General features: G+C 39.5%; 24 protein-coding genes and 1 other RNA gene. 13 read left to right on the forward strand and 12 right to left on the reverse strand.

All coding sequences use genetic code 11. The features are described from left to right. Positions 1 to 22 precede the first annotated feature (22 nt). From AC5SLP_RS02100 to AC5SLP_RS02110, 3 genes are all read right to left on the reverse strand, one after another. Entirely contained in the window at positions 23 to 898 is an 876-nt protein-coding gene (locus tag AC5SLP_RS02100; RefSeq protein ID WP_495253478.1) for an ADP-polyphosphate phosphotransferase, read from the reverse strand. Positions 899 to 1,018: 120 nt separating this feature from the next. Next, positions 1,019 to 2,305, reverse strand: coding sequence for a DUF6198 family protein (locus AC5SLP_RS02105; RefSeq protein WP_495253479.1), 1,287 nt, complete (start codon positions 2,303 to 2,305; stop codon positions 1,019 to 1,021). Between the two features lie 138 nt (positions 2,306 to 2,443). Then, positions 2,444 to 2,659: an RNA-binding S4 domain-containing protein gene (locus tag AC5SLP_RS02110; RefSeq protein WP_495253480.1), complete on the reverse strand. Its 216-nt coding sequence runs from the start codon at positions 2,657 to 2,659 to the stop codon at positions 2,444 to 2,446. A 194-nt stretch (positions 2,660 to 2,853) separates the two neighbouring features. Here AC5SLP_RS02110 and AC5SLP_RS02115 point away from each other — a divergent pair, with 194 nt between their 5' ends. From AC5SLP_RS02115 to AC5SLP_RS02125, 3 genes are read left to right on the forward strand one after another with little or no spacing between them, the layout of a single operon-like run. Then, positions 2,854 to 3,354: a QcrA and Rieske domain-containing protein gene (locus AC5SLP_RS02115; protein WP_495253481.1), complete on the forward strand. Its 501-nt coding sequence runs from the start codon at positions 2,854 to 2,856 to the stop codon at positions 3,352 to 3,354. Next, a complete protein-coding gene (locus tag AC5SLP_RS02120) occupies positions 3,351 to 4,511 on the forward strand; it encodes a cytochrome b (RefSeq protein WP_495253482.1) in 1,161 nt (386 codons plus the stop codon). Before AC5SLP_RS02115 ends, AC5SLP_RS02120 begins: the two co-directional genes overlap by 4 nt. Then, positions 4,498 to 4,797: a hypothetical protein gene (locus AC5SLP_RS02125; RefSeq protein WP_495253483.1), complete on the forward strand. Its 300-nt coding sequence runs from the start codon at positions 4,498 to 4,500 to the stop codon at positions 4,795 to 4,797. The genes AC5SLP_RS02120 and AC5SLP_RS02125 overlap by 14 nt, the downstream gene beginning before the upstream one ends. Here the strand turns inward: AC5SLP_RS02125 and hemJ are convergent. Continuing rightward, a complete protein-coding gene (gene hemJ, locus AC5SLP_RS02130; protein ID WP_495253484.1) occupies positions 4,794 to 5,306 on the reverse strand; it encodes a protoporphyrinogen oxidase HemJ in 513 nt (170 codons plus the stop codon). The genes AC5SLP_RS02125 and hemJ overlap by 4 nt on opposite strands. A 137-nt stretch (positions 5,307 to 5,443) precedes the next feature. Between hemJ and AC5SLP_RS02135 the strand changes: the two genes are divergently transcribed. After that, positions 5,444 to 5,590, forward strand: a complete 147-nt coding sequence (locus tag AC5SLP_RS02135) for a hypothetical protein (RefSeq protein WP_495253485.1) — start codon at positions 5,444 to 5,446, stop codon at positions 5,588 to 5,590. A gap of 58 nt (positions 5,591 to 5,648) precedes the next feature. Here the strand turns inward: AC5SLP_RS02135 and AC5SLP_RS02140 are convergent, their stop codons facing one another. Together AC5SLP_RS02140 and AC5SLP_RS02145 are read right to left on the reverse strand one after the other, a co-directional pair. After that, positions 5,649 to 5,885, reverse strand: coding sequence for an RNA-binding S4 domain-containing protein (locus AC5SLP_RS02140; RefSeq protein ID WP_495253867.1), 237 nt, complete (start codon positions 5,883 to 5,885; stop codon positions 5,649 to 5,651). Positions 5,886 to 5,919: 34 nt separating this feature from the next. Beyond that, positions 5,920 to 6,237: an antibiotic biosynthesis monooxygenase family protein gene (locus AC5SLP_RS02145; protein ID WP_495253486.1), complete on the reverse strand. Its 318-nt coding sequence runs from the start codon at positions 6,235 to 6,237 to the stop codon at positions 5,920 to 5,922. 92 nt (positions 6,238 to 6,329) lie between these two features. Between AC5SLP_RS02145 and AC5SLP_RS02150 the strand changes: the two genes are divergently transcribed. From AC5SLP_RS02150 to AC5SLP_RS02160, 3 genes are all read left to right on the forward strand, one after another. Then, positions 6,330 to 6,968, forward strand: coding sequence for a TetR/AcrR family transcriptional regulator (locus AC5SLP_RS02150; RefSeq protein WP_495253487.1), 639 nt, complete (start codon positions 6,330 to 6,332; stop codon positions 6,966 to 6,968). Then, the gene (locus AC5SLP_RS02155) at positions 6,961 to 7,611 is read left to right on the forward strand and encodes a hypothetical protein (protein WP_495253488.1); all 651 of its coding nucleotides are present in this window, start codon (positions 6,961 to 6,963) and stop codon (positions 7,609 to 7,611) included. Before AC5SLP_RS02150 ends, AC5SLP_RS02155 begins: the two co-directional genes overlap by 8 nt. A gap of 65 nt (positions 7,612 to 7,676) precedes the next feature. Beyond that, on the forward strand, positions 7,677 to 8,912 hold the full coding sequence (locus AC5SLP_RS02160) for a DEAD/DEAH box helicase (protein ID WP_495253489.1): 1,236 nt from the start codon (positions 7,677 to 7,679) through the stop codon (positions 8,910 to 8,912). A 20-nt stretch (positions 8,913 to 8,932) separates the two neighbouring features. On the opposite strand, the gene AC5SLP_RS02165 is transcribed toward AC5SLP_RS02160, so the two are convergent. Both AC5SLP_RS02165 and AC5SLP_RS02170 read right to left on the reverse strand, forming a co-directional pair. Continuing rightward, complete coding sequence (locus tag AC5SLP_RS02165; protein ID WP_495253490.1) at positions 8,933 to 10,273, reverse strand: GntP family permease; 1,341 nt, start codon at positions 10,271 to 10,273, stop codon at positions 8,933 to 8,935. Positions 10,274 to 10,409: 136 nt separating this feature from the next. Further along, positions 10,410 to 12,032 (reverse strand): YcaO-like family protein, encoded by a 1,623-nt coding sequence (locus AC5SLP_RS02170; RefSeq protein ID WP_495253491.1) that lies wholly within the window; start codon positions 12,030 to 12,032, stop codon positions 10,410 to 10,412. Positions 12,033 to 12,254: 222 nt separating this feature from the next. Between AC5SLP_RS02170 and AC5SLP_RS02175 the strand changes: the two genes are divergently transcribed. After that, complete coding sequence (locus AC5SLP_RS02175) at positions 12,255 to 13,541, forward strand: hypothetical protein (RefSeq protein WP_495253492.1); 1,287 nt, start codon at positions 12,255 to 12,257, stop codon at positions 13,539 to 13,541. A 27-nt stretch (positions 13,542 to 13,568) separates the two neighbouring features. On the opposite strand, the gene AC5SLP_RS02180 is transcribed toward AC5SLP_RS02175, so the two are convergent. The 3 genes from AC5SLP_RS02180 to ssrA all read right to left on the reverse strand — a co-directional run bounded on the left by AC5SLP_RS02180 (position 13,569) and on the right by ssrA (position 15,415). Next, positions 13,569 to 14,489, reverse strand: a complete 921-nt coding sequence (locus AC5SLP_RS02180) for an SPFH domain-containing protein (protein ID WP_495253493.1) — start codon at positions 14,487 to 14,489, stop codon at positions 13,569 to 13,571. Between the two features lie 10 nt (positions 14,490 to 14,499). Then, positions 14,500 to 14,943: an NfeD family protein gene (locus tag AC5SLP_RS02185; protein WP_495253494.1), complete on the reverse strand. Its 444-nt coding sequence runs from the start codon at positions 14,941 to 14,943 to the stop codon at positions 14,500 to 14,502. Between the two features lie 94 nt (positions 14,944 to 15,037). Beyond that, positions 15,038 to 15,415: a transfer-messenger RNA gene (ssrA, locus tag AC5SLP_RS02190) on the reverse strand. 62 nt (positions 15,416 to 15,477) lie between these two features. Here ssrA and AC5SLP_RS02195 point away from each other — a divergent pair. Then, positions 15,478 to 16,023, forward strand: a complete 546-nt coding sequence (locus tag AC5SLP_RS02195) for a hypothetical protein (protein WP_495253495.1) — start codon at positions 15,478 to 15,480, stop codon at positions 16,021 to 16,023. A 92-nt stretch (positions 16,024 to 16,115) separates the two neighbouring features. Here the strand turns inward: AC5SLP_RS02195 and AC5SLP_RS02200 are convergent, their stop codons facing one another. Then, positions 16,116 to 17,714 carry a sensor histidine kinase gene (locus AC5SLP_RS02200; RefSeq protein WP_495253496.1) on the reverse strand — a complete coding sequence of 533 codons (1,599 nt, stop codon included), beginning with the start codon at positions 17,712 to 17,714 and terminating at the stop codon, positions 16,116 to 16,118. A 91-nt stretch (positions 17,715 to 17,805) separates the two neighbouring features. Between AC5SLP_RS02200 and AC5SLP_RS02205 the strand changes: the two genes are divergently transcribed. The 4 genes from AC5SLP_RS02205 (at position 17,806) to AC5SLP_RS02220 (ending at position 21,606) form a co-directional block, all read left to right on the forward strand. After that, entirely contained in the window at positions 17,806 to 18,480 is a 675-nt protein-coding gene (locus AC5SLP_RS02205) for a response regulator transcription factor (RefSeq protein WP_495253497.1), read from the forward strand. Between the two features lie 163 nt (positions 18,481 to 18,643). Continuing rightward, on the forward strand, positions 18,644 to 19,630 hold the full coding sequence (locus AC5SLP_RS02210) for a TRAP transporter substrate-binding protein (protein WP_495253498.1): 987 nt from the start codon (positions 18,644 to 18,646) through the stop codon (positions 19,628 to 19,630). A 139-nt stretch (positions 19,631 to 19,769) separates the two neighbouring features. After that, on the forward strand, positions 19,770 to 20,336 hold the full coding sequence (locus AC5SLP_RS02215) for a TRAP transporter small permease (RefSeq protein ID WP_495253499.1): 567 nt from the start codon (positions 19,770 to 19,772) through the stop codon (positions 20,334 to 20,336). After that, complete coding sequence (locus AC5SLP_RS02220) at positions 20,323 to 21,606, forward strand: TRAP transporter large permease (RefSeq protein WP_495253500.1); 1,284 nt, start codon at positions 20,323 to 20,325, stop codon at positions 21,604 to 21,606. The genes AC5SLP_RS02215 and AC5SLP_RS02220 overlap by 14 nt, the downstream gene beginning before the upstream one ends. The last annotated feature ends 59 nt before the right edge of the window (positions 21,607 to 21,665 follow it).

Consider the following 21,665-nt stretch of genomic DNA (forward strand, 5'->3'; position numbering starts at 1 on the left):
ACTCTCAATCTTTAGTCTACCTTCACTCTTCCTCCACCAACCTCTGCCTTATCGCCTTCAACTCTTCTTGTCGCTTCTCATCCGTTTCTGGGTAGTGCATATCAAGCGCTTTGAAGGTATCGAGAAGAATGTTTGAGATGATGAGGCGGGCATTTTTTTTGTCATCTGCGGGGACGATGTACCATGGGGCGTGTTTGGTGCTGGTAGCGCTGAGACAAGACTCGTAGGCGTGCATGTATGCTTTCCAGTATTGGCGCTCTTCCAAGTCCGCGAGGCTAAATTTCCAGTTTTTATTGGGTTTGTCGATGCGTTCAAGAAAGCGTTTTTTCTGTTCGTCTTTAGAGAGATGGAGGAAAAATTTGACGATTTTCGTGCCGTTTCGGTGCAGGTGATTTTCCAAATCTACGATGGAGCGGTATCGCTCCTTCCAAATGCTCTCATCTTCTAGCACGCTATCGGGAAGTCTTTGTCCTTTTAAAATCTCAGGGTGAACCCGAACGATGAGCACTTCTTCATAATACGAACGGTTAAAAACGCCGATCTTCCCACGTTCAGGTAAAACACACGTCGTGCGCCAGAGAAAATCATGCGCGAGTTCTGTGGCAGCAGGGTGTTTGAAGCTAAAAACTTGACAGCCTTGTGGGTTGATGCCTGAGAGAACATGGCGAATCACGCCATCTTTTCCCGCCGCATCCATCGCTTGAAAGATGAGCAAAACGGCGTATTTGTTAGAGGCGTAGAGGAGTTGTTGGAGGTCGCTTAGCGCTTCTATATTTTTTTTCAGCGTCTCTTCATACGCTTCTTTGGAGGCATAAAATGCTTTGACAAGCGTGGGGAATTTTTTAAGCTCAACTTTTGCGCCTTCTGGCACGATGAAATCTTCGGTTTTTAGTTTCATGATACGTTTTTCTCCTTACATGTAAAGAATCATAGAGTCATAAAAAGTCAAAAAGAACGTGCGATTATTGTAACAAAATAGAGATAATTTTGGAGCTTTTTACCTTTACATGTAAAGACGCTAGTGCGCAAAATCCTTCAGCAGCTCAATGATCTTTTGAGCTGCTTTTTCAGAACCGTACAAAGAAGCATCCAGCGTGACATGGTAATTGGTTGCATCTTTCCAGTCGTGTTTGGTGTAGTGAAGGCAGTAGTTGGCGCGATTTTTATCGGACATCTCTAAGTCTTTGTTGGTACATGGTGGGGTGGCTTTGTATTTTTCATTGACTTTTGCTTTACGATACGCCATGTTCGCATGAATGAAAACATTGAAACAATTTGGGTCGTCTTTTAAGATAAAATTAGCGCAACGCCCGACAATGACGCACGCACCTTTAGCGCAAATATCGCGGATAATCTTACTTTGCACCATAAACAAAACATCGGCAGGCGGAAGTTGGTCACCCACGTAGGCGTAGTTTTGCTCGTAGAGTTCATAGAGCAATTCACTGGCTAAGTGCTGCTCGTTGGCTTGAATGTATTCAGCCGTGTAGCCCGTCTCTTCGGCGGTGAGTTTGATAAGTTCTTTATCGTAAAAAGGAATGCCAAGCTTTTGGGCGATCATCTCTCCTATCTCATGTCCGCCACTGCCGTACTCTCGTGAGATGGTAATGACAAGAGAATTGAGCGTTGCTTCTTGGGTGCTTTGTATTTGAGGTGCGGTGTATGTTCCTAGCCATTGCTCAACAAACACCAATTTGGTGCTGTACAATTTAATCAACGCTCCAACAAGCAATGCCGCAACAAAACTGCCTTCGCGTATGCCCTCCAGGCGATTTAAAAAGGTAAACGAGCTGATGACACCAATGATGACCATGGAGCTGTCTAAACTGATTTTGACTTTACCAAACTCTTTGTGGTACGTGTGCGAGATTGCAACCGCCAAGCCATCGAGCGGTAAATAGGTCAGTTTTGTTTTTAAGAGTAAAAAAATGCCAAAGGCGAGTGTGGCACATGCCGCTAAACACCAAAAAACTTGTGCGACATACGACGTTGGACTAAGCGAAGAGATCAGATGCATCGTCAAATCAATGCAGTACCCAAAAACGATGACAGAAGGGAGTTGAACCAGTTGCGCCCATTGGTAGTTTTTGCGTAGAACCGCCATTTGTAGGGCAATAAAAACAAGGTTGAGCAAAATGGTCAATTCGCCCAAACTAAGAGGCATCGTTAAGCTGTACACATACGGTACACACGAGATAGGTGAAACCCCAAGATTGGCTTTAACCGAGAGTGAGACACCTAACGCCATGATGAATTGCCCTAAAATAAAAACGGCAATTCGCTTTGTCATATTCAAATTTAGCATAGTTTAGTCATCCTTCATGAATGCAGTAGCGACAAAAAACGTTTTGAGGATGCATTGTAGTGTTTAAAATGAAGAAGGTACTATACTCCAAATTAAATTAGAGAAAATAATGCTTTTTAAAGTAAGTGTGTCCTAATTTCACATCGAAATGGCTTCAACTGTGATGATTTCACCGCATGCTTCAATCTGCTCGCCTGCAATGATTTTAGCGCGTTTCCTCGTCTCAACTTCGCCGTTTCGCTTGACTTGTCCTTCTTCGATGAGCATTTTCGCGTGTGCGCCGCTTTCGGCAACGCCAGTGACTTTAAGCAGTTTAAATAACTCGATAAAATCCTCTTCTAATTCAAATATCATTTTAAGTCCTTTAGTTTTCACCATAATACTCCAATCCATCTTTACATGTAAACCTCTTCATGCTTCCAAAGATGTGCAAAGAAAATCCAGTGTCAGCATAGTTTTTAGCGTGTCCAAAGAGCTCTGCAAGAGCTATTGATGAAAGTTTTTGGTAAAATAGTCACACGCCAAGTGGGGCGCAAAGGAAAATGAGAATGGATAGAAACCGAAGAGTGGTGAATTACTCGCTCTTAGCATTGACGGGAACGGGGATGTATTTTAGCATCGGTACGATGTTCCAAACCTTAGAACCACCCAAAAAAGCGCGACTCGACGCGGCTACGTTTATTGATACGAACGCGTTACCGCTGAATGAAATTTCTTATTTTACATGGCAGAAAAAACCGCTTTTTATCCTCAAAAAAGATGCTTCGATGATTCTTGATAAAAAACGAGACATTAAAATTGGCGAGTATTACTACACGGTGATGGTTGGGATTTGCACCCATTTAGGGTGTATTCCCAAGTATCACGCTGACGAAAAACGCTTTATCTGTCCGTGTCATAATGGGCAGTTTGACTCCAATGGCAACGCCCTTGCTAGCCCTGTTACGAAGCCTTTAGTTATTCCTCCATTTACTATCCGCAATGAGATGATTATTGTCGGAGAAGTGGGCGAGGCGTACCTTCAACTCATGGAGGAAGCCAAGGCATGAATCTGAAACTTAAGAACTTCAATATTTTACTCTACACAGGCGCCATCATGGTCGTTTTGTGCCTTTTGCTATTGTGTTCAGGCATTTTTCTTGCGATGCATTACATCCCCGATGCCGATAAAGCTTTTGAGAGTGTTCATACGACGATTATGCAAGAGGTCAATTATGGTTGGTTGTGGCGAAAAATCCACGCGCTTGGCTCAACGTTTTTCTTTTTACTGCTCTACATTCACCTTTTAGGCATGCTCTATTTTGGTTTTTACAAACATGGCAAAACGAAGTATTGGTACAACGGCATGGTGCTTTACTTTTGTTGTATGGTCATCGGGTTTACGGGTTATGTACTTCCGATGGGACAGATGAGTTACTGGGCGGCGCAAGTCATCACCAGTTTGCTTGAGTATATCCCAGGAGCGGGTGAGGACATCGTGCTGTGGGTCAGGGGAGATTTTAGCGTGAGTGGCATTACGTTATTGCGCTTTTACACCTTGCACATTGTGGTGATGCCTTTACTGATTAGTTTGATGATTTTGGTGCATACGGATTTTGTGAAGTGGTACGCCACCACAAAGCTTTCATGGAATCGCAAAGGTTTACATGTCAGCAAAGAGGAGCGTTTTAGCAAGCACGACATCATCCCCAAAGAGCCAAAGCCATTTTTCTCCAATGCCGTTTTAAAGCCACTGTTGGCGTGTACGCTCTTTTTGGCACTCTTTTTTTATTGCGCTTTTTTTCACGATGAAATCACGTTTGACGCGCTCAACCTTACGCCTGCCAATCCGAGCGATACACCTGCACACATCTATCCTGAGTGGTATTTTTTATGGATGTTGCAACTGCTGAAAAGCTTTTTCTTTGACATCGGCATGATCAAAGGCTCGTACATCGGGATGGCGTCTTTGGTGGTGGTCAATGTCGGGTTTTTGCTGATGCCCCTTCTTGATCGAAACCCTCGTCGCATTCCCGCCCATCAGCGCCCGTACTTTTTGGTATGGTTTTGGGCATTGGTCATCTCTTTGATAGGACTTACGATTCTTGGAAAGCTGCCGAGTTCGACGCTGACTTTGTGGGTTGGATTGTTCTTCTCCACAGTGCTGATGGCACTTTTTTTCATCTTGCCGTTTCTCTCCAAAAAGGAGTCTCATGCCAAATCTTAAAATATTTGCGGCCATTGTGGTATGTGTTTTCGTTCTCGTTGTCGGGCTTGAGTGGTTACCCAAACAGTATGCCACACAAACAAGCGCCATTGTGACGGAGCAGACACTAAAGGCTCCAACGAATGAAGAAAAAGCGATCTACGACAAAGAGATGAGCAGGCGTGATGTGATCGGGTACAGCATCGTGGGGTATTTTCTGTTACTCTCAGCGCTTTTGTACCTTAAAATTCTGCTACAACGCTCCAAGTCCAGTGAATCACCAAACGCTTTACATGTAAAAGATTAAGGCTTCTTTTTTCCATCCAAAATCACGTCGATAATCATGGCGAAGATGCCTAAGGTAATCAGTGTAAATGCCCATGAAAAGCTCTTTGTGACCACATACCCAACAATCAAAATAGCCAAAGCCGTCGGCACTTCGTTGTAGGCTCTGAAAAATTTGCCACTTTTGGTGCAGGTGTCATTAGCAAGTTCCAAACGGTACTTTTCGAGTGAAAAAGAGTAAAGGGCAAGTGCGATCAGGACTGTAAATTTTGCATAAATCCACCCACCGCTTGAGAGCAGTTGTGGGTCAGCCAAAATCATGCCAAGTCCACTGGCAAGGGTTGCCCAAAAGGCAGGAAGCCCGATGTATTTATAAATCTTGTACTCTTGAATTTTCACCACTTCCACAAACGCTTTTTTATCAGCATGCTCCACATGGTAAACAAAAAGCCGTGGCAGATAAAACAACATCGCCATCCACGACATTAACGCGATAACGTGAAACGCAAGCAACCATTTATAGTGATCCACTATTTATCCTTTGACATTTTACAGACGTATTATAACACCAAAAACTTACCCTAAAGTGCCTTTACATGTAATCCTTAAAACCTCCTCTAAAGTGAAACTATTCTACAATGACGAAAAGACTCAAAGGATGCCAACCCATGCCATTTTCTACGCTCAAACTCTGCCCACAAATTCTCCAAGCACTGAGTGAAGTAGGGCATACCACGCCCACGCCGATTCAAGAAAAAGTGATTCCGCTTGTGTTGGCGCGAAAAAACATTTTGAGGGTGCATAGGAGTGTTTAAAATGAAGGAGGTACTAAATTAGAGAAAACAATGCTTTTTAAAGTAAGTGTGTCTCATTTCACATCGAAATAGCTTTGACTTCGATGATTTCACCGCACGCTTCAATCTTCTCGCCTGCAACGATTTTGGCACGTTTCTTCGTCTCAATTTCGCCGTTTCGTTTCACTTGTCCCTCTTCAATGAGCACCTTCGCTTGCGCACCACTTTCGGCTACACCTGTGACTTTAAACAGTTTAAACAACTCGATAAAATCCTCTTCTAATTCAAATGTTATTTTGATTTCCTCGTGGTTAATCTCTTTTTACATGTAATGCTTCTAAAGTGTATCATTAAAATCCATAGTCTTTTTCTACTTTTGCAATTCGTGTCTTAAAAGAAGCATACCACTTTTCGCGTCCAAGTTTTTGAGCTTCTTGGTGTTCGTAGTCTGCTTTCCATTGTTGTATCGATTCTATATCAGACCAATATGAAACTGTAATGCCAATGCCTTCCCTTGCTGATTCTACACCAAGAAAACCTGATTGATTTGCGGCGAGTTCAACCATCTTTTGTGCCATTTCGTGGTATCCGTTATCACCTTCTGTTCGAATAGACGTAAAAATGACTGCATAGTACGGAGGATTAGGGGTGTTGGCAATAGTGGACATGTACCATACCTTTAAGAAATAATTTTCTTGACAATATAGCACGCTTTTGTATAAAATGCAAGTGTTACTTACATTTTGTTAAGGGAGCATTCATGGAATCAACGTTAAAAAGAAAACGACCCGCTAAGGAAAAAATTCTTGCGGCGGCTGAAAAACTGTTTCAAGAGGTCGGTTACGCAAAAACGACGACGAAAATGATAGCCGAAGTTTCGGGAGCGAACGAGATAACGATTTTTAGAAATTTTGAAAATAAAGCGGGTATTTTAAAGTCGTTGGCTTTGTCGAAAATAGAGTTGATTGAACCGTTTAAAGAGGTGTTGTTTTCCGCATCGCACCACAACATCGAGAAAGATTTGACGGCAGTTGGCATCATCTATTATCAGGCATTTCGTGCCAATATCGGTTTGATTTTATCGCTCTTAAATGAAAACAACGATGATTTTAAAACAAGTTTCATTCAGATTCCATCCACTGCGATTGCTATGTTGCAAACGTATTTCGAGCAGATGGAAGCTTTAAAGAAGATTGTCATAAATCCGAAAATGAACGCTCATTTTTTAGCGACCACTTTTTTATGCAATCTTTTAGGCTATCTGATTATGCACCATGCGTTTGGACGAATCATTTTGCAAGAAGATATACACGCGTTGCTTGCACTAAACGTTGAGAAATTTATGCATGGCTGTATTGAAGAAGTTTCTGAAAACCTCACAGGAGAAAAAGATGCTTGAACTCAAAGAAAAAATTGGAACGCTTGAAAAAAGCGACGTAAAAATCGCTACCATAATGGCATTGGTGATGGGGACATTTTTTATCTATATCGGCAAGTTGCCTCTAGCTGTTACGTTTATACCGGGGCTTGTAATCAGCCTTGCATTAATCTATTTTATGTACGCAAAGCAGCTTGAACTTCCTTCTGCTAAGTCATTTGTTCCCTTGTTTTTTGCCTCGTTTGCTTGGCAGTTTATTCATTTTAATGAAGAATTTGTAACAGGGTTTTATCGGGAATTTCCGCTTTTATTCGGCAGTCATCCTTACTCCGTAGAGCGATTTGTGACTATCAATATGATCAGCTATTTTGTGTTTTCTTTAGGGTGTATTGCCGTATTTACGCAAAAGTTAAAATTTTTAGTGCTACCAATGCTATTTTACATCGTTTACGGCATGATCGGCAATGCGATAACACATACGTGGTGGAGTCTTTTACATTGGGGGTATTTCCCGGGATTCTATACAGCGCAAGGCTATTGGGTTCTTGGCTTTATTGTGTTGAGTAGTTTCCTTAAATCACGCAAAGCAACTGTCATGACGTTTATAGGATTTGCCCTGATTGTTTTGCCTCTGATTACATTGACCGAGTGGTATCATGATTAAATACTTTTACATGTAAACCTAAAGTGAGATTATCTTACAATGGCATAAAGAATTAAAGGACGCACATGCCATTTTCAAAACTTTGCAAACCACTCCAACAAGCTCTGCTTGAGGTCTGTTTTACGCAACCTACGCCGATTCAAGAAAAAGTGATTCCGCTTGTGTTGGAGCGAAAAGACATTTTGGCTCGGGCGCAGACGGGAAGTGGCAAGAGTGCCTCGTTTGTCTTGCCCATTTTAGAGCTTTGGAGTGCGAGTAAAGGTGAGAGCAAAGCGAAGATAAAAGCATTGGTTTTAACGCCCACCAGAGAACTGACCGTGCAAGTCGCGGAAGCATTTAAGGGCTTTGGAGCGTTTTTACATGTAAAACCAAAAGTAGTGAGTGTTATCGGTGGAGAGAAGATCGGCGAGCAACTTTTTGACATCCAACAAGGGTGCGACATCGTAGTCGCAACATCGGGTCGTTTGCTTGACATCATGAGCAAAAAGCAGATCAATCTCTCCAGTGTGGAGTTTTTTGTGCTTGATGAAGCGGACAAGATGCTTGATCTTGGGTTTGAGCAAGAGTTAAGTTCTATCCTTGAAGCACTGCCAGCCAAACGCCAAAATCTTCTCTTCTCCGCGACGTACCCCGAAAAGATGCAAGCCATTGCTTCTAAGATAACCAAAAGCGCCGTGGAAGTAAGCATCGAAGCTGAAGCGCCAACGGTGGAACGCATCACGCAACGAGCCATCGAGGTCAATAAAGAAAACCGAGCGCCACTGTTGCGCCAATTACTGCGTGAAAACAGATGGGAACTTGTCTTGGTTTTTATGGCAAACAAACGCGCTGCCGATAATATCGCTGTGAAGTTTCGCAAACATGGTTTTTTAGCCGAATCATTTCATGGTGATTTGATGCAAGAAGACAGAGCGTGGACATTGAAGTCGTTTAAAGAGCGCAAGATTCGTGTTTTATTTGCCACGGACATTGCTTCACGTGGACTGGATATTGACGATGTGAGCTGTGTGATTAATTTTGATTTACCGCGTGCAACGGAAGATTACATCCACCGCATCGGACGAACGGGGCGTGCAGGCAAAGAGGGCGTGGCGATCTCATTTATCGACCATGAGGACAAGGCACATTTTCATTTGATTGAAAAACGCTGTGGAATCAAGCTTGAAAAAGAGCAGATCAAAGGCTTTGAGCTTGAAGGTGAGGCACCTCAAAAAGAGAAGGGGAGTGCGCCCATTAAAGGCAAACGTAAAAGTAAAAAAGACAAGTTAAGAGAAGCAAAAAATGAGAGTGCAAGCTCCTAGGAGCCTGCACCTTAAAAAACTTAGAGTAGCACCATCGATAAAATTGCTACCACAATGATAGTCACAACACCTTGGACAAGCGTTGCTGTTGTATAGGCTTTATAGGCTGTTGGAACATCCATTTGACTGAAACGTGAGACGACCCAGAAAAAGCTGTCGTTTGCGTGGCTCACGGTCATTGCACCTGCACCGATTGCCATAACCGTTAAGACTTTGCCGATTTCGCTATCGAGTCCTAAGCTTGCAAGGAGTGGATACATAATCGTTGAGGTGACAACAAGCGCTGTTGTGGAAGAACCTTGTGCCGTTTTGAGTGCGGCTGCGATAATGAATGGAACGAAAATACCAAGGCTAAGCGTTTGAAGGCTAGCACCTAAATAATCACCAATGCCGCTGGCTTTAAGAACGGCACCAAGCGCTCCACCCGCGCCTGTAATGATAAGAATTTCACCTGCATTTTTGACTCCTTCGCCAACCCAACCCGAAAGAGTTTCTTCATTGAATTTTGGTAACAATAAACTGGCAAAAAGAACACCGACAAAAAGCGCATTGGCAGGATGGCCTAGGAAGACAAAGAGTTTATAAGTGAACGTACCGCTAGCATCTTTAAACGCAAATTTTGCGATACTCTCTATGGCCATAAGCAGTACAGGAATGAAAATAGGTGCAAACGCTTTAAAGGTGCTTGGGAGTTCGCCGTATTTTGCTTGGACTTCACTGTCTTGTTCCAAATCCACATCAAGGTCTTCGCCACTGGTAAATTGTTTTCCTTTTTTCATTGCCCAAAAATAACCCGCAAGCATGGTAAAAAGAGCGATAACCAAACCAAACACGATGACAAGACCGAGATTTCCGACCATTAAATTTCCCGCTGCAGCAATTGGCCCGGGTGTGGGAGGAACAAGCGTGTGCGTCGCATAAAGTCCCGTTGCAAGTGCGACACTCATCGCAACACCTGAGACTTTAAGTTGTTTTACCATGGAGCGTTTGAGTGCGTTTAAGATGACAAAACCACTGTCACAAAAAACGGGAATAGAAACGATATAACCGATGATAGACATCGCTAAAACAGGTCGTTTTTTACCAACAATTTTAAGAACAACGTTTGCCATTTTAACAGCAGCACCGCTTTTTTCCAAGATAACACCGATGATCGTCCCCAAAACAATGACGATACCGATGTATGCTAAGATGCCACCAAAACCTGACGTGATGGTTTTGGCGATGTCGGCATATTTCATACCTACGCTAAAAGCGATACCATATGCCGCAACGAGCAACGCAAGAAAGGGGTGCAATTTCCATTTGCTGGTTGAAACGACAATAAACCCAATCGCTACCAGTAAAATAACTACTAGCATTCTGACTCCTTTTTGAAGTGTATAATTTAAATTCATTATTTAAATTAAATGCACAATTATAGTGCAAAAGAAGTTAATTGGAGACGAAAAAATTTAAAAAATGAACGTCTTTTATTGTTTTACATGTAAATCTATTTTAGGCGACAATTTTTGCTTTTTTTGGTTCGAGTTTATCGTACAAATCAAGCATATTGACATAGTGCGCATGAAGGCTTACATCAATCAGATAGGCTTTACCATCTAAAATATTCACGGCATGTCGGACTTTTTCTTTACCGAAAATATCCCCAAGCGCACTTTCATATTCACTCCAGATACGTTCTTGCTCACGTAGAGAGATGATCTCGCATAAAAGTCGGCTCATAGGGTTTTCACTAAATGCCAAAAGGGCTTGCGCTTCTTCATAATTTTCCAGTAGCAGATGGACTTGCGCTTTCAGGTCAATCATCTGAAAGTTTTTCTCAAAAATGACACCAATGTATTTTTCCATATTGAGTGAATCTTCCAGTGGTTCAATCGCATCGAGCAATGCTTCGTGATTTTCTTCTTTGAAATTCAGCACAGCATGGCGTATGAATTTTCCACTGTTTCTGTTTTGATAAATCATGTCTTCGATGGGGTATACTTCTGAGATGGAAGGCACAAGCATATGACACGAATAAAAGTCTAGATACGTGTATTCTCTTAAGTAAATCTCTTTGCCCATTGATTGGATGATATCGCATAAAAAAGCGTACTCTGCTTCACTTCCTTTCCCTTCATATCGCCAAGGGGCATAGGTAAAGCTTTTGGTCGCGTTTAAAAAAGGAAAACCCATTTTGCCATTGGAGTCGATAAAGTGCGCTTCGAGGTTGAAACTGTCACTTACGAGGCTCATATCAAATGTCGGCATCTCAAAAGTGTCTAGGTTTTCAACCCCTCTGCCTTGCATGAGTTCGCTCATCGTACGCTCCAGGCTCACTTCTAAAATCGGATGGGCACCAAACGAGACAAAAAGGGTTCCATTGCGAGGATTGATAAGTGAGATGGCCGTTACAGGAAATTTTCCGCCCAACGAGGCATCTAGAACTTCAACGATAAATCCAGAATTTCTAAGCTCAAGCAAATCAGCATAAAGTTTTGGGAACGTGGCAATAATCGCTTCTGGGTATTTTGGAAGGGCATAACCGTTTTTGATGATTTCTAATTTGGCATGGCGCTCAAAGATTTCACTCAGCGCTTGTACTTTAGCTTCTTCAGGCGTATTGCCACTCGCAAGTCCGTTGCTCACATATAGATTACTTAAAATATTAAGCGGTATGTACACACGTTCATTGCTAAAAAGGCTTTGAAAAGGTAACGTGACGACTTTATCTTCATAATCGCTGTTAAAATCTACCAAATCTTCATCACTTATTTCATTTGAAGGGTTGTAGATACTCTCTAAAGTGGAATTAAGATAGTCTCCTCCAAATTCAAAAACTTTTTGGTCAGGATAATAGGTACGATTGGGTAAGTGAAAGTCTATAAAAAAATTGTTGGTTTGAAGGCGCTCGATATATTCACCCAAAGCACTTGCTTTTGAGGCTAAAGAGAGGGTTCCTTTTCCATTAGAATAGATATGATTGGGCGCTTCAACGGAGGCAAGGTTGATAGAGTAACAATGCGTCAAGGGGTGTTTTTCTTGTGCAAATTGCAACTGGCAATCAAGTTCCTTTAAAATTGTTTCCATCTTTAAAATAGAAGCTTCGAGTGGGGCATTTTTTGAGAGTATGTTCATAAGTGTGGGGTTTCCTTTGTATGTATCCTCTATTGTAGCATAATGTATCCAGTGGCGTAAAAAATCTTTCTATGGCGTCTTCGGGAAAGCGTTACATGTAAAATTCTTTAAAAGAAAGTTTAGTTTCCAAATATTTACCAAATAATTAAAAAAAAATTAACTATTTGTCATTTTTTTTTGATAAAATAAAAACGCCTATAAAATTATGTTAGATGGAAAAACATGAATAGCAGATTTGATGAACAGAATGAAAGTGACCTAAATTTCAGTGAAGTTGAAGAGGCTCTTGACGATTTTTTTGCAACATTTGATTTCAAACCTTATTTAGTACATGAAACACTTTACTATTTTGAAGAAGAGGTTTTCGAAGAAATTATTGCGGCACTTCGAAATTGCAGATTGCCTAAACATCATATAACCTACAAAGATGTTTTACGTGAAAAGATATCAAAAAAATTAGAGCTGACACATCAAGATTTGATTTTATGTATGGATGGCGTTGTCTATGTCAAGCGTTTTTTTAATGTCGATATATCAGGTGATGGTGCAGAAAGAAGGGCATGTGGGCTTTCACATGACGTCTTAGTCGAATACACACAACGATTTTTCCCACAAGATGCGCATAAAGAAAAAATCTTTACACTCTTATCGCATTTAGTAGAAGATATTTTAAATTTTAGAAAAATCACACCGGTTAAATTTAAAAAACTCTTTATTCCTATGTTTATTAATATGGTCGAAATTATAGTGATTGAACACAGCGATTTGGAAGATTTAAAATCCATACGAGGATTGAGCTTATATCTTTTGCGTGATATTTTTGATGGTTTGATGCTTTTTATTGCAGGAGATATCTTGTTTCATTTTTCCAATGCCGATAGAAAAGCGATTGAATTTTTAAGTTTTTTTAGCGTGCATGAAAGTATTGATTCCAAAGGAAATCGCCATAAAGCCAATCCGATTTTAGATGATAGCAATCATGCGTGGAACATTACCACGATTCGCTCAACTATGATTCAGCATAAAAAAGCCAAACAAGCAGTTTATGACAAGAAAAACTCTCTCATTACGATTAAAAATAAGCTCGATACATACAAATTAGACCAAAAAGAGTATGCCATTCAAAAAGCAAAGGCACAAGAAGAGTGGCAAGCAATTGAAGAAATCATTCAAGGCATTCATAAAACACTTCAAAAATTACAAGAATCAGACTCAGATGAGGTACGTTTTATTGAAGATGGTGAAGAGAAAATTTTTCAGCGAAAATTATTGATGACAAAAATGTTTAAAAAAGAGGATAAGTTAATTAGTGAGAAGACAAGACTTCAAAAAACATTTGATGAAATTAATATGAAGATTTCGAACAAACAAAAAGATATTGATACTTGGGAAAAGAAATACGCTGAAAATCAAGACATTTTAGCGGCGTTTGAAGCTAAAGGGCATCCGATGGATAAACAATACGAGCGTATTCAAAGAGCACTTGCCAAGACGTTGGCTTCACGGTAAATGATGAAAGCCTAAAAGGCTTTCATATTATTTATTAAGCGTAGAAAAAAGAGTGCTGAGATTTCCTGCAACGCCTTCAAGACTGTGTTTGAGGTCTGCTGGAATAAAGACAACTTTGCTGTTTTCTGAGTGCGAAAGAGATTGTACACTGTCGATATAGCGTTGTGCTAGTAAATAGCTGGGTGCATCACCGTTTTTGATTTGTGATGCTATCGCTTCCATCGCGGCTTGGTCACCGTTGGCAAGTGCAACTTTCGCCTCAGCTTCTCTACGCGCAGCTTCTAGTTTTCCTTCTGCTTCTAAAATCATAGACTGTTTAAACCCTTCCGCTTTAGCGATAGCGGCTTGTTTTTCACCTTCGGCTTTCATAATGAGTGCCTTTTTCTCGCGTTCTGCCGCGGCTTGTTTTTCCATCGCTTCTTGTAAACTGTCACTCGGGCGAATATCCTGAACTTCAACTGCCGTCAAAGACAATCCCCATTGCTCCAAATGGTCGCTGATTTTCTCAGAAACAGAGGCTTTGATGGTCTCTCTCCCTGATAAAGAGGCATCAAGTTCCATATTGCCAATAACGGAGCGCAGTGTGGTCGCTGCCATATTGGCAACGGCTAATTCAAAATCATCAATCGAATACACTGCTTTTGCAGGGTCGCTTATTTTATAAAAGACAACGGCACTGATAATCACAACAGCATTGTCTTTAGTAATGACTTCTTGTGCTTTCATTTGCTGAATAAGTTCTTTGGTATTGAGTCTTGTTTGAACTTGGTCTAAAACAGGAATGAGAAAATTAAGCCCCGGTTTTAAAATCGTGTGAAATTTTCCAAGACGTTCGATGACCCACTCTTCACCTTGCGGAACAATCCGTACCATTTGATAGAGTAGATACCCACCAGCTACCAGTAAAATAATAAAAAATGAAAGGCTTAAATCAATAGGTGTATTCACGCAAACTCCTTTAGTTTGAGATAGGTTTTACAAGAAGATAATTCCCATGTATTGCTATGATTTCGATATGCGTTCCGACTGGAAGTGTTTCGTCATTTTCGCTTTGCGCTAACCACTCACTCTTTCCTAAAACAGGGAACAAGAGTTTGACGTTTCCTTCTGCCTGAGAAGAAATTTCCTGGATAACTTTTCCTTGCATACCAATAAATTCATCGGATTGACCTACTCTTGAAGCAGGGACATTTGCAACTTTTTGACGTTTGAAAACGATGACGCCCACAAACATGCCTATAAGTGCTATTAAGATTTGAAGAATAAGAGAATTTTCAATAAAGTAAGAGAAGAGAGCAGAGCCTAAAAAACCAAGTCCAATAAATAGAGCAAAAAACGTTGGACTTGCAATCTCAAAAACAATGGCTAAAATGCCTAAACTAGCCCAAATATACCATACCATAAGCCTTACTCCTTGTTGAGATACAGACCCTAACGTGGTCAAAGAAGCATTATACTATAAAATAAAAAAGGGCGAAGCCTAACAAAAACTAAATTGGTGGAGCTGTGGGGGATTGAACCCCAGTCCAAAAATAGCCACCTATGACGTCTACATGCTTAGATATTGTTGATAGTGTTTAATTTTGCTTCGTACAACAATCAGAAAACTACACAAAACGAGCCTTTAACTTCGCTGCACGTAAAGGCGTTCGTGCAGTATATCTATCAAAGCTATGATACTCTCCGAGACCTCCTAAGATAGCATCGAAGGGGAGAGCAGTCCATTATTTGTTAAACTTACGCAGCTAGAGCGTAAGCAGGACGATAGTTACTGTTGTTAGCAGTTATTGTTTGAAGGTTGTGTAACGGAAGACCCTCACTTCCGACATGCAGCCATAAGCTAAAACTACTCCTGTCGAAGCCATGTCAGCCCCAATTTAGGAACGCAATTCTACCATATTTTGATATAATTTACAAAAATAGTTAAGGATTTGTTTTGAAAAATGTTATCTCGTATCTTTGTGTAGCACTTTTATTGCTTTTTATTCAAGGATGTGCTTTTAATTCGGCACCTCAAAAGCCTGAAATTCATACACAAAATGTTTCCAATCAAAAATCAAATAGTGAGAAAGAAAACCCAAAATTATCTCGCTTAGTAGGTAAAAATTATATCAAAGGTGTTTTACTTCACGTTACGTATGATGCTAATACGCAATTATGGAACTATGAAATTGATGGTATAGAAACGACCAATGGAAAATTGCCGTATGTTAATTTTAATAACAAAACGGTTCTTGCCAACGAAGGAGACCTTGTTTATGCCTCTTTTGATGGAATGAAACTCTCCGAATTGTTTGTGATTAAAGCTGGATATTTTAAAAATGGCAAAATCACGCCAACAACACCATCAAAAGCGCCAAAAACGTATGCGAAGAAAAAAACAAACTCTAAACCAGGCGCCGAACCTGATTTACCTGGAGTTCGAAATAAAGCTCACCAAGTGTTGAGTGTTCCACAAGAAGAAACTATTCAACTGAATTAAATAACGGAAGGTTTACTTTAGTTAACCGTTCGTTTACTTTGAATTCCTATACTTCTCTTAGCGAATTTCATATTTTCTTCGAGAAGTATGACTCAAAGAGGTGATCCGCCAAGCACCTCTTTGAACCCTCTTTCTAACTCAATCGTAAAAATAGCTCCCTCATTTTCATTTCTAACATCAAGCTTTCCTCTCATACTTTTTTCAATAATGAGTTTTGCCATATATAACCCAATGCCTGTTCCTTCATTTTGTTCTTTACTGCTGATATAAGGCTCAAAGATACGCTCAATAGGCTCAATTTTTATACCACCGCCATTATCTTGAATACTAAGACGAACAACATGTTCATCACTTTCTAAACGAATAGAAATACGACCATTCTTCTTTCCAGAGGCGATAATGGCATCTTTTGCGTTGGAGAGAAGATTTAAGATGACTTGTTCGTACTCACTTTTATAACCAACGACATAGGCATCGCGTGGCATATCAATATCGATAATAATGTCTTGATGGACGATAGATTGACCTACAATTCGTAAAACTTCATCAATAGATGCTTGGATACTAAATGTTTTTTTATCTTTATTGGGCATGAAAAAATTTCTAAAGTCATCAATAGTATGGGACATGTATTCGACAATATTTTCAGCTTCGACACATTTGATTTCCATCGCCGTTTTATCGAGCTTGTCCATATTGTATTTTAGTTTGAGTGTCATTAAAAGTGCTGAGAGTTGGGAAAGCGGTTGTCTCCATTGATGTGCAATATTGCTAATCATCTCTCCAAGAGCTATAAATTTTGATTTTTGAATGAGAAGCTGTTCTTGTTCTCTGTTTTTACGTATCTCTTCTTGTACGCGACTCTCTAGCGTGCGATTTAGATTTTCCAGCTCATCGGTTTTTTGCTGTACTTGTGAGTGGTAATTGTTTAAAAAGCGCTCAATTCGATTTCCAAGCATCACGGCAAACGTGTTTGCGATAATAGCAAACAGAAGAAAGATAATAATGGCAGAAGTCGCTTCGACTTTAACTTTATGTTTAAAATGGGTTTTTGCTATGGCAATCTCTTTATCGATGTCATCTAAATAAACGCCCGCTGCAATAATCAGATTCCAATCTTTATACAGTTTAAAATAGGAGACTTTTGGGCGAACAATATTGCTATCGGGTTTTTTGTACATGTAATCAACAAAAGAATAACCTTTTTCATGAATATCTTGTAAAAATATCTTTCTAAATGCTTTACCGTTTTCATCAGTATAAGCATCTGAAATATAATGCCCCTCCAAATCGGGGCGGTTTGGGTTAATCAGCATTTTAGCAAATTGATCGCCACCACTCATCTTTTCAACCTGATAGACAAAAATATAGTTGTGCTCTTCTCCTCCAAAACGGATATGACGAATCCATGCATAAACTTCTTGTTTAATCGCATCTTCATCTTCAATATTCAGAGAAATAGCTCTTTGTTTTTTAAACTCAATGAAGCTAATAATAGAATCAACTTCGCGTCTTAGGACGTCGCGCTTATTTTCTACAAATGTTTTTCGTGTATCTTCAATTTGGGCATCTAAGATTTCATACTGCTTTGTGATAAAAAAATAACCGTTGAACAACATCAAAGAAGTGATAATAAAAATGGTACTAAAGGTTATGATTTTAGAGATATTGCTCTCTTTAATAATTTTCACAAAAAACTCCCACGACAATTGCTATAATATTAAAAATTGAAAAAATTGCTGTTATAGTATATCTTCTTTTAAGAAATGTAAAGGGTTGATGATGGATGAAAAGATGCTAAGAAAACTTTCCAATTACAGGGTTTTATACGCAGAAGATGAAGTCGGTGTTAGCAAAAATGTCTATGAACTCTTAAGCCTTCTTTTTCAAGAGGTATATTTGGCAAATGACGGAGAAGAGGCCTATGAGCTTTTTTTTAAACATCAGCCAGATTTAGTGATTACAGATATTAAAATGCCTCGTTTAAGCGGCATAGAGTTAGCAAAAAAAATTCGTGAAAATGACGACAAGGCGCATATTATTATCATTACTGCTTATACGGAAGTGGATTTTATGCTTGAAGCCATCGAACTTTCATTGTTACGTTATATTGTGAAACCTATAACTGAGTCTAAACTTTTTGATGCTTTAGAAAAATTCTTGCAATTAAAAGAAAAAGCAAGTTTACAAGAAATTGCACCGGAATGGTATTATGATACTTTGCAAAAAAGTATTACGAATGGAACGCAAATCTTTGAACTAACCAAAAAAGAAGCTAAGCTCATTGAACTTTTGTTACATAAGGATTCTATCATCACTTATGAGGAGATAGAGTCGAATTTATGGGAAAATGAGTACATGAGTCTCAATGCTTTACGCCTGATGATTAAAAACTTAAGGAAGAAGCTTCCTGATGGAACTTTAAAAAATATCCAAGGTATTGGTTACAAATTGTAACATAAAATTGTAAGAAAAGATTTAGTTTTAGCTAATTCGTTACTAAAAGAAACTAGATTGCCTCTATTCACCGTCGTTTTGAAACTTACATGTAAACTTACATAATTTTGACATAATTTTCACCTATAATCAACAGTGGAAATAATATTAAAAGGAGTCTAACATGACAAAGTTTCTTAAACTGGTAGCAGCGGCAACGCTTCTTGTTTCATCTGCGATTGCTGCAGAATACACTATCAAACTTACTCACGTTGTAAGTCCAAATACACCCAAAGGTATGGGAGCAGACTTCTTTGCAAAAAGAGTTGGTGAACTCACAAATGGAAAAGTCGAAGTAATCGTTTTCCCAAATTCTCAGCTATACGGTGATGGTGAAGAGATGAAAGCTCTAAAACTTGGAAATGCACATATCGCAATGCCTAGTTTTTCAAAATTTACCAGTATCGTTCCTGAAATGCAACTTTTTGACCTCCCGTTTTTATTTAGAGACAAAGCACATCTTTATAAAGTCCTTGACGGTGAAGTGGGTAAAATCTTAAAAGATAAAGTGACAGCAAAAGGCTTTGTGGCACTTGATTATTGGGATGCAGGTTTTAAAGATTTATCTGCGAATAAACCATTGCTAACTCCAGAAGATGCTGCTGGCTTGAAATTTAGAATTATGAGCTCACACGTTTTAGAAGCTCAATTTAAAGCAGTTGGTGCAAATCCACAAGTTCTTCCATTTTCTGAAGTTTATTCAGCATTACAACAAGGTGTTGTAGATGGTGCCGAAAATCCTCTTTCAAACTTTTATACCAAAAAATTTAATGAGGTTCAAACAGACCTTACTCTTTCTGAACATGGATATCTTGGTTACTTAGTCATTATGAGTGAAAGTTTTTGGAAAAAATTTCCTAATGATTTAAAACCAGCAGTTTTACAAGCAATGAAAGAAGCAACTGCGTATGAGCGAAAATTGGCATCTGAAGATGATGAAGCAATCTTGGCAAAGTTAAAAGAGTATGCTAAAACATCAGGTAATTTGAAAATTCATACATTAACACCAGAACAAAAAGCGGCATGGCAAAAAGCTATGGAAGCAATCTATCCAAAATTTTATGGTGTGATTGGTGAAGACCTTATTAAAAAAGTTCAGGCTATTAAGTAATACAAGGTTTGGCATCTTGCATTGGAGCAAGATGCCTTTGCCTCAGTTGAGGCGAACTTCGGTGTTGTGGTGATTAACAAATTTTTAAAGGTGTTAATCATGGAACGTCATTAAAGAAGTTTCGATGGAAAGAAAGACGATGAAAAAATATTTTGCAATCCTCGATTTAGGGGTTATGGCGATAAATAAAAATATCGCTGTTTTTGGGATATCTTTAGGAGTTCTTTTAGCATTTGCCAATGTTGTACTTCGTTATTGTTTTGATATGAGTATTACATGGGCTGGAGAACTTACAAATTACTTATTTATGTGGTCAGCCCTCTTTGGTGCGGCTTATGGTTTTAAAAAAGGTGTGCATATCTCTGTAACGATGCTTCTAGAAAAATTGCCACCCATTTTAGCAAAATTAATTTTAATGAGTGCGCATCTTTTTAGCTGTTTATATCTTGGCTTGATGTCATATCTTGGGTATGAGCTTATCTTAATGTTGATTGATTTTGGTGAAATGAGTATAGACCTTCGCATCCCGATGTGGATTCCGCATCTTGTCCTTCCTTTCGCTTTTATCGGTGCTGCATTTCGTGCAGGTGAAAAAGTATTTGAAGTGGCTGCAACAGATGCGACTAAAGTTATTGTTAATAGTGAGCTTGAAACATTACACGATTCATTGGAAATGAGGGGAGTACCACAACATGTTGATGCTTAGTCTTTTTGGGTTACTCTTTGCTTTGATGTTTTTGGGCGTTCCTGTTTCGGTTGCTTTGGGTTCAAGTACATTAATTACGGCATATTTCTTTACAGATATGGATTTGTTGGGTATTACATCGCATGTATTTGATGGACTGAACAAGTACTCATTAATGGCAATTCCGATGTTTATTCTTGCAGGCTCATTCCTCTCTAAAGGTGGTGCGGCACATCGTATTATCGAATTTGCAAAATCAATTGTAGGACATCTCCCCGGTGGTCTTCCTATTGCAGCTATTTTTGCGGCAATGATTTTTGCAGCTGTGAGTGGAAGTTCTCCCGCAACGGTTGCCGCGATTGGTTCTGTGATGTTCTCAGCTATTCAAGAAGCAGGCTATCCTAAAGGGTATGCTATTGGTACGATTGCTACCTCAGGAAGTTTAGGCATTTTGATTCCTCCTTCAATTGTATTTATTGTCTATGGTGTTACAGCTGACCTTTCGATTGGTAAACTTTTTATGGCAGGTGTTATTCCCGGTCTTTTAATTGGTTTTATGCTAATGGCATTAACGTACATTGGTGCGGTTCGCTTAGGCTTCAAAAAAGGAACCCCTGCAACGTTTAAAGAAAGACTTGTAAAATTTAAAGAAGCATTTTGGGCATTAATGCTTATTGTAATTGTCATTGGCGGTATTTATGGCGGTTTCTTTACTCCTACAGAAGCGGGAGCTGCAAGTGCCGTATATGCTTTCATTGTCTCCGTGTTTGTCTATAAAGATTTAAAGATGAAAGATGTTTATAAAATCATCCTAGAGTCAGCACTAACAAGTTCGATGATTTTCTTTGTTATTGCTAATGCAATGATTTTTGCTCACTTCTTAACAGATGAAACTATTCCTCAGCAAATTACAAAAATGATTGTTGAAGCAAACGTTGGACCAATTATGTTCCTTGTCATTGTCAATATACTTCTCTTATTGATGGGACAATTTATGGAGCCTAGTTCTATCGTTATGATTACCGTGCCGCTTTTATTGCCACTGGTTATAGCGTTGGGAATTGATCCTATCCATTTTGGTGTTATTTTAGTTGTCAATATGGAAATAGGTATGATAACCCCACCTGTTGGACTCAACCTCTTTGTGGCTGCAGGTATGACAGGACTCAGCCTTAAAGAAGTCGTTGTCTCTTCACTTCCATGGGTTGCAGTTTTATTTGTAGGATTGCTCATTATTACTTATATTCCTATCGTATCTTTATGGTTACCACAGCTCGTTTTTGGAATGTAGTTTTTACATGTAAAAGTGTGATGGGAGTAGAATTTTCTACTCTCACACGTCTCACATAT

This window comes from Sulfurospirillum sp. E15m, from assembly GCF_059415145.1.

What these genes read in the sequence shown, in the direction of transcription:
- AC5SLP_RS02100 (WP_495253478.1), bottom strand. Translation starts at nt 898, where the DNA reads ATGAAACTAAAAACCGAAGATTTCATCGTGCCAGAAGGCGCAAAAGTT.
- AC5SLP_RS02105 (WP_495253479.1), bottom strand. Translation starts at nt 2,305, where the DNA reads ATGCTAAATTTGAATATGACAAAGCGAATTGCCGTTTTTATTTTAGGG.
- AC5SLP_RS02110 (WP_495253480.1), bottom strand. Translation starts at nt 2,659, where the DNA reads ATGATATTTGAATTAGAAGAGGATTTTATCGAGTTATTTAAACTGCTT.
- AC5SLP_RS02115 (WP_495253481.1), top strand. Translation starts at nt 2,854, where the DNA reads ATGGATAGAAACCGAAGAGTGGTGAATTACTCGCTCTTAGCATTGACG.
- AC5SLP_RS02120 (WP_495253482.1), top strand. Translation starts at nt 3,351, where the DNA reads ATGAATCTGAAACTTAAGAACTTCAATATTTTACTCTACACAGGCGCC.
- AC5SLP_RS02125 (WP_495253483.1), top strand. Translation starts at nt 4,498, where the DNA reads ATGCCAAATCTTAAAATATTTGCGGCCATTGTGGTATGTGTTTTCGTT.
- AC5SLP_RS02135 (WP_495253485.1), top strand. Translation starts at nt 5,444, where the DNA reads ATGCCATTTTCTACGCTCAAACTCTGCCCACAAATTCTCCAAGCACTG.
- AC5SLP_RS02145 (WP_495253486.1), bottom strand. Translation starts at nt 6,237, where the DNA reads ATGTCCACTATTGCCAACACCCCTAATCCTCCGTACTATGCAGTCATT.
- AC5SLP_RS02150 (WP_495253487.1), top strand. Translation starts at nt 6,330, where the DNA reads ATGGAATCAACGTTAAAAAGAAAACGACCCGCTAAGGAAAAAATTCTT.
- AC5SLP_RS02155 (WP_495253488.1), top strand. Translation starts at nt 6,961, where the DNA reads ATGCTTGAACTCAAAGAAAAAATTGGAACGCTTGAAAAAAGCGACGTA.
- AC5SLP_RS02160 (WP_495253489.1), top strand. Translation starts at nt 7,677, where the DNA reads ATGCCATTTTCAAAACTTTGCAAACCACTCCAACAAGCTCTGCTTGAG.
- AC5SLP_RS02165 (WP_495253490.1), bottom strand. Translation starts at nt 10,273, where the DNA reads ATGCTAGTAGTTATTTTACTGGTAGCGATTGGGTTTATTGTCGTTTCA.
- AC5SLP_RS02170 (WP_495253491.1), bottom strand. Translation starts at nt 12,032, where the DNA reads ATGAACATACTCTCAAAAAATGCCCCACTCGAAGCTTCTATTTTAAAG.
- AC5SLP_RS02175 (WP_495253492.1), top strand. Translation starts at nt 12,255, where the DNA reads ATGAATAGCAGATTTGATGAACAGAATGAAAGTGACCTAAATTTCAGT.
- AC5SLP_RS02185 (WP_495253494.1), bottom strand. Translation starts at nt 14,943, where the DNA reads ATGGTATGGTATATTTGGGCTAGTTTAGGCATTTTAGCCATTGTTTTT.
- AC5SLP_RS02205 (WP_495253497.1), top strand. Translation starts at nt 17,806, where the DNA reads ATGGATGAAAAGATGCTAAGAAAACTTTCCAATTACAGGGTTTTATAC.
- AC5SLP_RS02210 (WP_495253498.1), top strand. Translation starts at nt 18,644, where the DNA reads ATGACAAAGTTTCTTAAACTGGTAGCAGCGGCAACGCTTCTTGTTTCA.
- AC5SLP_RS02215 (WP_495253499.1), top strand. Translation starts at nt 19,770, where the DNA reads ATGAAAAAATATTTTGCAATCCTCGATTTAGGGGTTATGGCGATAAAT.
- AC5SLP_RS02220 (WP_495253500.1), top strand. Translation starts at nt 20,323, where the DNA reads ATGTTGATGCTTAGTCTTTTTGGGTTACTCTTTGCTTTGATGTTTTTG.